General features: G+C 68.2%; 10 protein-coding genes. 5 read left to right on the forward strand and 5 right to left on the reverse strand.

The window, feature by feature from the left end; all coding sequences use genetic code 11:
• Positions 1-2 precede the first annotated feature (2 nt).
• The gene (locus tag FDZ84_RS36835; protein WP_168589599.1) at positions 3-950 is read right to left on the reverse strand and encodes an alpha/beta hydrolase; all 948 of its coding nucleotides are present in this window, start codon (positions 948-950) and stop codon (positions 3-5) included.
• A gap of 129 nt (positions 951-1,079) precedes the next feature.
• Between FDZ84_RS36835 and FDZ84_RS36840 the strand changes: the two genes are divergently transcribed.
• Complete coding sequence (locus FDZ84_RS36840) at positions 1,080-2,348, forward strand: IS4 family transposase (RefSeq protein WP_168585803.1); 1,269 nt, start codon at positions 1,080-1,082, stop codon at positions 2,346-2,348.
• Between the two features lie 243 nt (positions 2,349-2,591).
• On the opposite strand, the gene FDZ84_RS36845 is transcribed toward FDZ84_RS36840, so the two are convergent.
• From FDZ84_RS36845 to FDZ84_RS36855, 3 genes are all read right to left on the reverse strand, one after another.
• Entirely contained in the window at positions 2,592-3,401 is an 810-nt protein-coding gene (locus tag FDZ84_RS36845; RefSeq protein WP_168589600.1) for a thioesterase family protein, read from the reverse strand.
• 197 nt (positions 3,402-3,598) lie between these two features.
• Positions 3,599-4,387 (reverse strand): class I SAM-dependent methyltransferase, encoded by a 789-nt coding sequence (locus FDZ84_RS36850; RefSeq protein WP_168589601.1) that lies wholly within the window; start codon positions 4,385-4,387, stop codon positions 3,599-3,601.
• 426 nt (positions 4,388-4,813) lie between these two features.
• Entirely contained in the window at positions 4,814-6,190 is a 1,377-nt protein-coding gene (locus tag FDZ84_RS36855; RefSeq protein ID WP_168589602.1) for an MFS transporter, read from the reverse strand.
• A 125-nt stretch (positions 6,191-6,315) separates the two neighbouring features.
• Between FDZ84_RS36855 and FDZ84_RS36860 the strand changes: the two genes are divergently transcribed.
• The 4 genes from FDZ84_RS36860 to FDZ84_RS36875 all read left to right on the forward strand — a co-directional run bounded on the left by FDZ84_RS36860 (position 6,316) and on the right by FDZ84_RS36875 (position 11,459).
• The gene (locus FDZ84_RS36860; RefSeq protein ID WP_168589603.1) at positions 6,316-7,077 is read left to right on the forward strand and encodes an IclR family transcriptional regulator; all 762 of its coding nucleotides are present in this window, start codon (positions 6,316-6,318) and stop codon (positions 7,075-7,077) included.
• Positions 7,074-8,288, forward strand: a complete 1,215-nt coding sequence (locus FDZ84_RS36865; RefSeq protein ID WP_168589604.1) for a CaiB/BaiF CoA-transferase family protein — start codon at positions 7,074-7,076, stop codon at positions 8,286-8,288. The genes FDZ84_RS36860 and FDZ84_RS36865 overlap by 4 nt, the downstream gene beginning before the upstream one ends.
• The gene (locus FDZ84_RS36870; RefSeq protein WP_168589605.1) at positions 8,285-9,082 is read left to right on the forward strand and encodes a citryl-CoA lyase; all 798 of its coding nucleotides are present in this window, start codon (positions 8,285-8,287) and stop codon (positions 9,080-9,082) included. The genes FDZ84_RS36865 and FDZ84_RS36870 overlap by 4 nt, the downstream gene beginning before the upstream one ends.
• A 310-nt stretch (positions 9,083-9,392) precedes the next feature.
• Entirely contained in the window at positions 9,393-11,459 is a 2,067-nt protein-coding gene (locus FDZ84_RS36875; RefSeq protein WP_168589606.1) for a M28 family peptidase, read from the forward strand.
• A gap of 47 nt (positions 11,460-11,506) precedes the next feature.
• Here the strand turns inward: FDZ84_RS36875 and FDZ84_RS36880 are convergent, their stop codons facing one another.
• Positions 11,507-12,868 carry an IS4 family transposase gene (locus FDZ84_RS36880; RefSeq protein WP_168589607.1) on the reverse strand — a complete coding sequence of 454 codons (1,362 nt, stop codon included), beginning with the start codon at positions 12,866-12,868 and terminating at the stop codon, positions 11,507-11,509.
• Positions 12,869-13,028 lie beyond the last annotated feature (160 nt).

Raw genomic sequence — 13,028 nt, forward strand, 5'->3', positions numbered from 1 at the left:
GTTCAGTTGGAGCACTGCCCAACGGTGTTCTGACCGGTGTTCAGACCCCGCCGGAGCGCGTCGAGGGTTTCGGCGGCCTGGCGTCGGGATACGGCTGCGCTCGCAACCACGGCCGACCGGTGAAATGTGCCGGGGAACAGGTGCAACTCGACCGATACGCCACCGCCGAGCAGGCCGGACGCGTAGGCCAACCCCTCATCGCGCAGCGGGTCGTTCTCGTAAACCGACACGTACGCCGGGGGAAGTCCGGAGAAATCGCTGGCGCGAGCCGGTGCGGCGTAAGGAGGAACGGCCCCGTCGCAGCCCTCCAGGTAGTACCGCCAGCTCAGCACCGCGTCGGCTCGATTCCACAATGGAGTGTCGTCGAACGTCCGCATCGAGGTGGTGTCCAGTCGGTCGTCGACCTCGGGGGCATCGAGCAGTTGGAAGCACAGAGGTGGTCCGCCGCGGTCGCGGACGAGCAGGGTCAGCGCGGCGGCGAGACCGCCGCCGGCGCTCATCCCGTACACGCCGATCCGCTCAGCGTCGACCCCGAGCGCTCCACTTCCAGCGGCGATCCAGCGCAGCGCTGACTCGCAGTCCTGCAGGGCAGCCGGATACGGATGTTCCGGGGCCAGCCGGTAGTCGACAGCCACGACGACCGCAGGCACCCGAGTGCACAGATCCGCGGCTTGCGCGGTGACCGCGTCCAGCCCGCCCATCACGAATCCACCGCCGTGCAACAAGAGCAGAGCGGGAAGCGGGCCGGCGGCATCGGGCGGCTTGCAGACCCTGACCTGCACGGAGCCACCATCCACACCGGGCACCGCGCGGTCGGTCATGACGACCTCGTCGGGCTGCGCCACGCCCGCAGCCATTTGCCGCATCCGGGCGCGGGCCCCAGCGAGGTCCTGGATGTGCAGGTCGGGCAGCGCAGGCAGGGCTGCTGCCAGCTCGGGATCCAGATACACGTGGCCACCCCCTTGCCGAGGTCACCACATTGTCCGGCCATTGCGACCGGGTCGGCGACCCGTGAGTGTTTTTAGGTGCTATGGCACAATGCCGCTTAGCTTGAGTTGATCTTGTTGTTGGTGGCGGGGATGATCTCGGGTGTGGTGGATGATGGCGTGGTGGCTGGGGCCCGGTTGACGGATCTGGTTTCGCTGGGGGTGCTGGCCTCGTCGGTTCCTCGGGATGTGGTCGATGAAGTGATCGTCGCGGCGGGGCGGCAGGCCAAGCGCTCGGATGGGAAGCTTCCGCCGCACGTCATGGTGTATTTCGTGATGGCGATGGCGTTGTTCGCCACGGAGGATTATGAGGAAGTCGCGGCCCGGCTGACCGATACGCTGGCGGCGTGGGGCTGCTGGGATCAGCAGTGGAGTCTGCCTACTTCGGGTGGGATCACCCAGGCTCGTCAGCGGTTGGGGGCCGAGCCGCTTGCGGAGTTGTTCGCCCGGGTCGCGGTCCCGGTGGCCGGGGAGCTGACCCGGGGTGCGTTTCTCGGGCCGTGGCGGTTGATGGCCATCGACGGGTTCGAGTGGGATGCACCGGACACCAAGGCCAACGGCGCGGAGTTCGGATACGGCGGCTCGGGGGAGAGCCGGTCGGCGTTTCCGAAGGTCCGTGTGGTGTCGGTCAGCGAGTGCGGCTCGCATGCGATGGTGGACGCTGAAATCGGTGGGGTCACCGGCAAGGGCAGCGGGGAACAGACCCTGGCGAGACGGTTGTACCGGCGCCTGCAGCCTGGCTGGTTGCTGATCGCCGACCGCAACTTCTACACCTGGCAGGACTGGTGCACCGCGGCTGACACGGGTGCGGAGCTATTGTGGCGCGTCAAGTCCAACACGAGGCTGCCGGTGCTGGGATCGCTGTATGACGGCTCCTACCGCTCGGTGCTGATCGAGGCGAAAATCCGGGGCAGGGCACGGCAAGCGCTCATCGACGCCGCCGCCCGCGGCGAGGATCTCCCTCCTGATCAGGCCAGGATTGTGCGGGTCGTGGAATACACGGTGCCCGACCGCGACGGCAACGGCAAGGGCGAACTGATCCGGCTGATCACCACTATCACCGACCCCACCGCAGCGCCGGCGGCGGCGTTGGCCGAGAGCTACCACCACCGCTGGGAACACGAAACCGCCAACGGACAGATCAAAACCGTCCTGCGCGGACCGGGAAGAGTGCTGCGGTCGAAAAGCCCCGACATGGTCCGCCAGGAGCTCTACGGCTACCTGCTCACCCACTACGCGATCAGCGCGCTGATCTGCCGGGCGGCCACCGAAGCCGACATCGACCCCGACCGGGTCAAATTCACCCGCACCGTCCGCATCGTCCGCCGCCGGATCGCCGATCCGGCGGCTTTTTCCCCCTGAACACCAGAAACGATCTCTGGCCGCTATCACCTCCGACATCACCGCCGCCCGCAACCTCAATCCCCGCCGCCGCCACCGCAGCTACCCCCGCGTGATCAAACGCGGCCGCCACAACGCCTACCGAGTCAAAAAACCCACCGACACCGGAACCCGCCACGACAGCCCGCCCAGCATCCAACTCACCCACACAGCAGCATGATCAAAATAGGCTAAGCGGCATTGTGCTATGGCACCCAAAAACGCTCACGGGTTTTGGAGCGGTCGGACGGTGAGGATCTGCTGGGCGTGTCCGACCGGGCCCTTGATGTCGTGCAGGACGGTGCTGGTGATGCCTTGGCCGGTGCTGCCGAAGACGACGGTGGTGTCCAGGCCGGTCCAGCTGCCTTCGGGCTGCCGGTGGAGGTGGATCGTCAGGTCGACGTTGGGCCACATCCAGTCGGTGGGTGACTGGCGCGAGGCGATTCCGTTGGCGGTGTCGACGAGCGCAATGTACGACGCCAGCGGGCTGCTGGACTCACCGGCGACGAGGTCCATCTCGGTGGAGATCCAGGCCGTCGTGCGGCCGGGCTGCGGCGGCGCGAGCGGGCGGGCGTTCAAGGAGGCGATGTACCCGCCGGGCCACACCAAGTCCATCGGCCAGGGGGCGACTTCTTCGTCGGGCGGGGTGAGCGGGTCAGCACCACCGCCCGCGACGGCTTCGGTATCCAGGACTGCGAGGCGCCATGCGCGGGCCTTGACGACCGGGCGGTCGGCGACGAGCACGGTGGCTTCGATCAGTTCGATGGTGCGGCCTGGCCGGATGGTCTCCACCCGGATCTCGCTCTCGTCGAGCGCGAGGCGCCCGAGGATGTCGAAGCTGATGCGGCCGAGGACCAGGCCGTCGCCCGCACGCGCGGCCAGATGCTGGTCGATCGCGTGGACGATGAGTCCGCCCAGCGGGCTGAAGTGCTGCTCGTCCGGGTTCCACGCGCCGCTGGCATGGCAGGTGGGCTTGTAGCGGCGTTCGTCGATCCGCTCGTAGTAGCTGTTCGTGGCAGGAGTGCCGGCGTTCACGGGTTTCTCCAGGGACTGCGGGCGGGTGCGGCCGTGCCGCTTTCAACGCTCAGGATCGTAAGACGGCGCGACGCGAGGTGACCCCAGCGTTGGGAACCTCTCCCGGGGCGTCGACGTGATCAAGCGGAACTACCCCAGACACGCTTACCGAAGGGCTAAAGCCGGTCTGCTGGATCACTTGGTCCAACCGACCGGCTCTAGCCGCGCCGGCCCCAGGCGGAGATCATCGGCGCGGTCGCCAGATCGGGCAGTCGGCCGGCCGCCAGGTTGTCCAGGTGCTCGTCGATCTCCCTCCGGGTGGCCAGGCCGGCCGCGATCAGCCGGTCGGCCACCTGCTCCACGGTGGCCCGCTCCAGCACCACGCAGGCCGGGTCGGTGATCGGGAAGAAGCCTTCGGCACCCACCTCGGCCAGTCCTTCGGCACGGAGCAGCCGGGGAAGGGTGCGTCCGTAACCGAGGTCGGCGTGCCGGCTCGCCATCAGCGAGCGGAACCCCTCCCGCAACCGATTCGCCAACCGCTGCTCGGGGCCGTGCTCGTCGGGGCAGATCAGGGGCTGCAGCCCCGGATCGGCCTCCTCCAGCAGCAGCCAGCCGCCGGGGCGAAGCGCACCGGCCATGGCGCGCAGCGCCGCCTCACGAGCCGGCACGTGGGTGAGCACGAGGCGGGCGTGCACCAGGTCGAACTCGCCGGCCGGGGGCGGTTCGGCTCCGACATCGTGCTGGAGGACCTCGACGCCCGGCTCGGCCGAGACCAGCCAGCCGGTGTCGATGTCGGTGGCGATCACCCTGCCACGTGGTCCGGCCCTGCGGGCCAGCCAGTTCGGGATCGTGGCGCCACCCGCGCCGATCTCCCAGCACCGCCAGCCCTCGGCGACACCCAGCCGCTCGAAGAGCCGGCAGGTGACCGGGTCTAGCAACCGCGCCAGCGCGGTGAATCGCTCACCGGCCTCCGGCTGTTGGTTCTCCAACAGGTAACCTTCGCCCATCGGCCCAGCCTAAATCGTTGTTCCACGAATGCGTCGATCCTGTGATCGGCGTCTGTCGGCTCGTCGCTGCCGGCTCGTCGCTGCCGGCTCGTCGCTGGCGGATCAGGTGCGGCTGAGGATCGCCATCGGCCGCCCCACCATCGGCGGTGTCGCCGGATCGCGTTCGTTCGCCTCCTCGACCGCGGTGGTCACGCTCGCATCGAACGGGTTGACGGCCCGTGGACGTGCAGCACCTGGAGAGCCTCAACGACGTGGTGGCGTCACCCGGGTGGGGCGCAATTTCGCGAGAAATTGACGTTCACCCGGGTGAACGCACAATTCTCGCGAAATTGTGCTCCCGCCGGCGCGTCAGCCACCGCGGGGTCGAACTGGCCAAGATGGACCTGCCGTCCCCAGAAACCGGAGATCGTCGTGTGTGCTGTTCCCTCAGCCCACTGCCGTTTCGGCAGCGGGCCGCACCGACTCGTGGCGCACCCGCGTTTCGCGTGCGACCGCCACCGTGGCGATGGTGATGCCGCAGGTCAGCAGCAGGAAGATGACCACGCCGGCGATGCTGTGGTCGAACCACAACAGGAGCGAACTCGCGAGCAGGGGGGCGAGCCCACCGGTCAGGACGGTGCCGATGTTGTTGGCCACGCCCACGGCCGTGAAGCGGACCTTGGTGCTGAACAGCTCGGCGAAAAAGGCCGGTTGGGCGCCCAGGACGGCCGATTGGCCGATGCCGAGGGTGACCAGCAGTGCCAGCAGGACCAGCCAGGGCTGCTCGGTGTCGAGCACGCGGAAGAACGGATAGCAGGCCGCCGCCATCACCACCGCGCCGAGAATGCTGACCGGACGCCTGCCCCACCGGTCGGACAGCGCCCCGAAAAGCGGCACGGACGCGAGCTTCACGACCGACACGGCCATGATCCCGGTGAGCACCGGGCCGGTGGCGAGACCCGCGTCCTGGGCGTATGCGACGGAGAAGGTGCCGAAGATGTAGTACCCGCAGTTCTCCGCCGCCCCGGCGCAGATGACGATGATCATCTCCTTGGGGTACTTCCGCCACGACTCCACGAACCGGCTCTTCGCCAGCCGCTGGCGCCACGACGCCCGTCCGGCGCGGTCCGGCCGGGCGGCCTCTTCACGGGCTTGGCGCTTCAGTTCCTGCTGGAAGTCCTCCGTTTCGGCCAAAGACCGGCGCACCCACAGGCCGAACAACGTCAGCACCGCGCTGAGCAGGAAAGGAATGCGCCATCCCCAGTCGAGGAATGCTTGCTGTGAAAGGGTTGTCGAAGCGATCGTCATCGCACCCGTCGACAGCAACGTGCCCGTGCCGGTGCCGATGGCCGGGAGGCTGCTGAGCAGTCCTCGCCAGCGCGCCGGAGCGTTTTCGAAAAGCAGGATCAGCGCGCCGGTTTTCTCCCCGCCGGCGGCGAAGCCCTGGAGGAAGCGCAGGAGCGTCAGCAGCAGTGGCGCGGCGACACCGATGGACCCATAGGTGGGCAGCAGCCCGATTCCGGTGGTGGCGATCCCCATCAGCAGCAGCGTGACCACGAGGACGTGCTTGCGCCCCTTGCGGTCGCCGAGTTCGCCGAAGTAGGCCCCGCCGAGCGGGCGCCCGAGGAAGCCGATCGCGAACGTGCCGAAAGCCGCGACCGTGCCCACCAGGGGATCTCCGCCTGGGAAGTAGAGCTTGTTGAACACCAGCGAAGCGGCGGTGGCGTACAGGGCGAAGTCGTACCACTCCACCGTGGTGCCGAAGACCGCCGCAGCGGTCACTTTCGGCTGGAAGACCGGGCGCTGTGCTGTTGGCGTACTCATGGGACTCCCTTGTCACTTACGAGTGCCACCTAGTGGTACTCTTGTGCCACCAGATGGTTCCGTGATGTTATGGGTAGGCCGACCCCATGACAAGGGGGTCGCGCCAACGCACCGAAAGGCGACTCATGCCCGAAACCGACTCCGCCGGCGTGCGGAGCGTGCGCCGAGCCCTGGAACTGCTGGGGATGTTCGACTCTGAACACCCCGCGCGCACCGTACGCGAGCTGATCGACGCCACCGGGCTGGCGAAGTCCACGGTCGTCCGGCTGGTGCACACGCTCCAGCAGGAAGGTCTGCTGTGGACGCGCCCCGACGGGCTGCTGGCGCCGGGGCCGGGACTGCTGCGCTGGGCACACCTGGCGCGCGAAGCGTGGAAGCCGCCGGAGGAAGCGCTCACCTGCCTCAAGGAGCTGTCGGACTCCAGCGGTGGCGAAACGGTGAACATCTACGTACGCACCCACACCACCCGCATCTGCATCGCCCAGCACGAAGGCACCCAGAACCTGCGTCACGTAGTCCGGGTCGGCGACACGCTACCCCTCTGGGGTGGTGCCGCCAGCCATGTGCTGCTCTCCCGCAGCGAACGCGAGGACGTCGTGGCGGTGGCCGAGACGTCCCCAAGGGGCGCGGAGCACGCGGACGACCTCTGGAAGCGGAGCCGGGCAGCGGCCGAGTCCGGCTGGTCGGTCAGCCACGGGGAACGCGAGGCGGGCGTCTCCGGGATCGCCGCCCCGATCTTCGCCCGCACCGGGGAAGTAGCCGCGGCCGTTGCCCTCGGCGGCCCCACCACCCGCTTCACCGACGCGCAGGTGCGCGACTGGATCCCCGTGCTCACCGGCGCCGCCGCACGGCTGACATCCCTCGACTTCATCGGAGCCGCGCAATGACGACCGCGACCAGGAAGCTGCTGGACGGCGTGCGGGTCCTCGACCTGACCAACGTCCTCGCCGGCCCCTTCGCCAGCTACCAGCTCGCCCTGCACGGGGCCGACGTGATCAAGATCGAGATCCCGCACGTCGGAGATCTCGCCCGCAGGCTCGGCGCCGACCGCGACCTCTCCGATGAACTGCTCGGCGCATCGTTCCTCGCCCAGAACTCCGGCAAGCGGTCCATGACACTCAACCTGAAACATGAGGCGGGCCGGAAGATCCTGCTGCGCGCGGTCACCCGCGCCGACGTCCTGGTGGAGAACTTCCGGCCCGGCGTCATGGAACGCCTCGGCGTCGGCCCCGACCGGCTGCGCGAGGAGAACCCGCGGCTGATCTACTGCGCCATCTCCGGTTTCGGCCAGAGCGGACCGCTGCGCGACCGACCCGCCTACGACCAGATCATTCAGGGCCTTTCCGGCATGATGAGCGTGACCGGGAACGAGGATGACGCCCCGCTGCGCGCGGGATTCCCCGTCGCGGACACCCTCGGCGGGATGGCCGCCGCCTTCGCGATCAGCACCGCCCTCGTGCACCGCGAGCGCACCGGCGAAGGAGCCGTGCTGGACGTGTCCATGCTGGAGGCCGCCCTGACCGCGATGGGCTGGGTCACCTCCAACTACCTCGTCTCCGGCACCGATCCGCGCCCGATGGGCAACGAGAACTTCACCGCCGCCCCCTCCGGCACCTTCGCCACCGCCGATGGCCACCTCAACATCTCCGCAAACCAGCAGCACCAGTACGCCACCCTGTGCCGCCTGCTGGACCGCCCCGACCTCGTCGACGACCCGCGCTTCGCCCACCCCGCCGACCGCAAGAACAACCGCACCGGGCTCCGCGGCGAACTGGAGCGGTCGCTGCGGCTGCGAACGGCCAAGGAATGGGAGGAAGTGCTTTCGGCTGCCGGTGTTCCAGCCGCCCGGGTGCTTTCCGTGCCCGACGCGCTGGACCTGGAGCAGATCGCCGAACGCGGTTTCGTGCACCACCTGCCGTTCCCCGATGGACGCGACCGCCGGCTGTCCGTGCTCGGCAGTCCTGTGCGCGTGAACGGCAACGCCGCGGGCCCGGCCGGCACCGCGCCGCTGCTCGGCGAGCACACCCGTGACGTGCTGGCCGAACTCGGCTACGCGGACAGCGAGATCACCGAACTGCAGGAACGAGGCACCGTATGAGCACCCCCGACGCCGCCGACTGGTGGTCCACCGCGATCAGCCGCATCCGCCCCGGCGAAATCCTGCTGCGCGGCTACCCCGTCGAGCAACTCATCGGTCGGGTCACCTTCGCCGAGCAGATCTGGCTGCTGCTCCGCGGAGAACTTCCTTCCGCCGCCCAGGGTCGTCTGCTGGAGGCTGCCCTCGTCGCCGCCGTCGACCACGGCCCGCAGGCGCCGTCGATCGCCGCCGCTCGCATGGCCGCCACGTGCGGTGTCGGCCTCAACAGCGCCGTGGCCACCGGCGCCGGGCTGCTCGGCGACATTCACGGCGGCGCGGGCCAGCAGTGCATGGCGATCCTGGCCGACCTCGCCGAAGCCGACGACGTGCGCCGAGCCGCCCGCGATCTGGTCGCCTCCTACCGCGCCGAACGCCGCCACATCGCGGGATTCGGCCACCGCTTCCACCCCCGCGACCCGCGCCGCGATCCGCTCCTCGAACTCGTCGCGGAAGCGATCGAAGCCGGCGAAGTGCCGGGCCGCGCCTTGGAAGCAGGCCTCGCACTGGAAGCCGCGCTCGCGGAAGGCCGCCCCCGACCGGTACCCATGAACATCGACGGAGCAACCGCCATCGTCTATTCCGAACTCGGGTTTCCCCCGGAACTGGGCCGAGGGCTGTTCGTCCTCTCCCGCAGCGTCGGCATCCTCGCCCACGCCTGGGAGGAGACCCAAACCGGCGCCCGCATCAAGGGCCCGCTGCCGAAGTCCGTCCTCGCCGGATACCACGGGGAACAACCACGGCACCTGCATCGCTGATCCGGTCCGCCGGCGAACTTACAGTGAAGCTTGCGCATCACCCGGTCACTGGTCGGCCTGCTGCCGGTGACCTGCCCGAAGTGGCCGCCTAGAGCCGTGAGTACTTTTCGGTGCTATAACACCGAAAAGTACTCACGGGCCTGTTGAGGTGCCGGTCGGCGCACCGGGAGGGGGAGAAATGTGCCGACCGGCAGGATTCAAGCTTGGTAAGCCAGTCTCACCGCACAAACGGGTGGTGATCGTTGTGCCGACGAGGACGCGTTTGTACCTTTCGTCTTGCTAACTGCATGCCACGGCATCAGGAGGACGAATGTCCCTGCACGGACCGCGTCGACGTAGTAGGTGGTTGTTCGGTTCGACGGCGTTGGCGGCGGCACTCGTCGCCGGGCCCGCCGTGCAGCCTTCCCCCGCGACCGCGCAGGATGCGAGCGCCAGCCTGCGCTTCTGGGAGCGCGCGCTGCAGCAGGAGGTCGACGCGGACAGCGCGGCGCGCATGAGCGAAGCGATGTCCGCCTACACCGGCAGAGTCGGAACCGACGGCGCCACGCGCAGGGCGCAGTACTCGATGAACAAGCTGGCCGAATGGGGCTTGCACCCGAGGCTGGAGAGCTACGGCGTCCACGCCTCGGTGCCGCGCGACATCTCGGTGACCATGACCGGGCCCGAACGGCGGGAACTGGAGGTGAAGGAACCTCCTTTCCCGTGGCACGAGGGATTCGACGACGTAGTCGTCGGGTATAACGCCTATTCCCCGCCTGGGGACGTCACCGCGGACGTGGTCTACGTGAACTACGGCCTGCCGGATGACTACGCCGAGCTGGCGAAGATGGGCGTCGACGTCCGGGGCAAGATCGTGCTGGCCCGCTACGGGCAGAGCTTTCGCGGCGTGAAGTCGAAGGTGGCCGAAGAACACGGCGCCGCAGGAGTAATCCTGTACTCCGACCCGGCGGACGACGGCTTCACCAAGGGCGCCGTCTACCCCGACGGGCCGTGGCGCAACGCCGACAGCATCCAGCGCGGCAGCGTGCAGTACATCTTCCAGTACCCGGGCGACCCGCTCACACCCGGAAAACCGGCCACCCCGGACACACCACGCATCGCTCCGTCCGAAGCGGACAACATGACGAGCGTGCCGACCACACCGATCTCCTACCGCCAAGCGCAGCACCTGTTGGCGGCGCTGCAAGGCCCACCTGCGCCCGAGGGGTGGCAGGGCGGTTTGGACCTGGACTACCGGGTGGGTCCCGGACCGACCCGCGTCGACCTCGACCTGGACATCGACTACCAGCAGACCCCGGTCAACGACGTGATCGTGGAGATCCCCGGTTCCAAGCACCCGGAGCAGAAGGTGGTCCTCGGGGCGCACTTCGACTCGTGGACCTACGGCACCGAGGACGACGTGGCCGGGTGGACCACCCTGATGGAAGCGGCTCGGGCGCTGGCCGAACTGCGCGATCGCGGTTGGCAGCCGGAGCGGACCATCGTGCTCGCCGGCTGGGACGGCGAGGAGTACGGGCTGCTGGGGTCCACCGAATGGGTCGAGCAGCACCGGGCCGATCTGCTCAAGAACGCGTTGGTGTACCTCAACATGGACGGCGCGGGCGGCGGCGAGAACTTCTCCGCCGGGTCCGTTCCGGCACTCGACCGCGTGCTGACCGACATCGCCAAGGACATCCGGGATCCCGAGCACGGCACGCTGTACCGCAACTGGCAGCAGGCTTCGGGCGAGCCGAACCCGGTGCCGGAGCGGTTGGGCAGCGGATCGGACTACACGGCATTCCTGGACCACCTCGGCATCGCCTCGGCCGAGTTCGGCACGTCGACACCGGGCGGCGAGTACCACAGCGCCTACGACGACCTGCACCTCATGCGTAACTTCCTCGACCCGGGTTACCGCTACCACGAGGTGTCCGCCGCGTACGCGGGCACTTTCGCGCTGCGCCTGGCCGGTTCGGCGACCGCACCGCTGGTCTACTCCGACTACGCGGCCGCAGTCGCGGGTCACCTGCGGGATCTCGACGAGAAGCAGACCGGCCAGCAGGTTGTCGATCTCACCCCCGCCTACGCCGCCGCTCGGGAATGGGAGAAGGCGGCCAAGCAGTTGGAGAACGGACGACACGTCCACGCCGATGCCGTCAACGACGCGCTGATCGCCCAGGAGCGTGCGTTGACCCAACAGGAAGGTCTGCCCGGCCGGGACTGGTACAAGCACATGGTCTACGCACCGGGCCTGTATACCGGTTACGCGGTGCAGCCGTTGCCGGCGATCGATGACGCCATCACCGACCGCGACACCGCAACGGCCGAGAAGTACCGCGATCTGCTGATCGATTCCCTGCACAAGGCCGCCGAAGCAGCCCGGGGAGCTGCGGGCTAGCACCGGGCTAGCACCAAGGCCGTGAAGTTTGGCTGTTGTAGTGATCGTCAAGGGTCTGCGGGTGTGAGGATGTCGACGCCGACAGTGGCTTTGTAGCTGGTTCGGTCGATGTTCGGGCCTCGGGCCTGGTATTTGGAGATGGCGCGTTTGACGATGCGGGGACATACCCGTAGTCGTCGGGCGGGCAGCAGGTCGGCCAGGATATGGCGGCCGATGGTGCCGACCAGATCGATGACCGCGTCGGCGATGACGTTGGCGGCCTGGATGAGTTGGTCACGGGCGGCCTGGTAGGCGATGGTGAAGCTGGCTCGGTCGGGATCAATGTCGGGTTGGGTGTTGGTGGCGTCGGCCATCGCGGTGCGCAGCAGGTGGTAGGTGACCAGCAGGGCGTAGATCTCCTGTTCGGCACCGGCCGGGGTGCGGGCGCGTAACACCCGGCCGCCGAGGATGGACGATTTCAGTTCCAGGTAGGCGGTTTCGATCTCCCACCGGTGGTGGTACAAGGTGATCAACTCGGCGGCCGGGTAGTGCTGGTGATCGGTCAGTGTGGTGGCCAGCCGGTAGACACCGGTGTGCCGACCGGCGGTGGTGGAGATGGTGATCTCGCACTCGACGACCCGTACCAGCAGCCGGCCCAGCATCGACAGGTAGGACCCATCGGGGTATCGGGCCAGGACTGGCATCTTGCGGCCGTTTTTCAGCCGGACGAGGACGTCGGCGCCGGTGTCTGCGATCTCAGTGATGAGGTCTTTGGCGCCGAAGTTGCGGTCGGCCAGCAGGATCATCCCTGGTCGCAGACTGCGCAGCAGGTGTGGTGTGTAGGTGGTCTCGCCGGTGGTGGTGGGGCCGAACACCGCGTCGATCAGGGTGCGTGTGCCGCAGGCGAGCAGGGCCACCAGCCGGATCTGGGGGTAGCCGGTGCCACCGTGGTTGCCGCGGTGTTTGGTGAAGCGGGCCAGCATTCTGGGGTTGTCGGGCACGGTCAGGGTGGTGCCGTCGATCGCACAGACCAGCAGGCCACGCCACCAGGTTCCGCGCTGCCCCACCGTGGCTGCCGGTCCGCGGAGCAGGTCGAACAACCATCGCAAGGGCGCGACGCCGATCCTGCGGCGGGCTTGCGCGAGTCCGCTGGTGGTGGGGATGACCAGGGGCAGGCCAGTGAGCGAGGCGGTGAGTTTGCGCCATACGCCGGGATAGCCGATCTCGGGGAACAGACACGCGGCCAGCAGCAGGTAGACCACCACCCGTGAGGGCAGATCCCGCAGCCGGGACTGCGTGGTGCGGGTGGCGGTCAGGGCCTCATCGACCATCTCGAAGGGCAGGTGCTGGGTGAGTTCACCGAGGTGGCCGGGTGCGAACCGGCCCCCGGACACGGTGATCGTGCGGGTGATGACAGACTGGGTATCCAACGGAGTTCCTGCTATCTGGTGATCTTGGTCGACACCGTTCTAGCAGGGACTCCGTTGCCCGTTCCCGGGGGGGTTGACAAACCGGCTCACGCCTTAACTACACGGCCTTGGGGCTAGCACGGCCGGATGTATTGAGGGTGCCGCCGATTTCGCGCGAAAT

Source organism: Saccharopolyspora sp. ASAGF58, assembly GCF_012277335.1.
Classification (GTDB): Bacteria; Actinomycetota; Actinomycetes; order Mycobacteriales; family Pseudonocardiaceae; genus Saccharopolyspora; species Saccharopolyspora hattusasensis.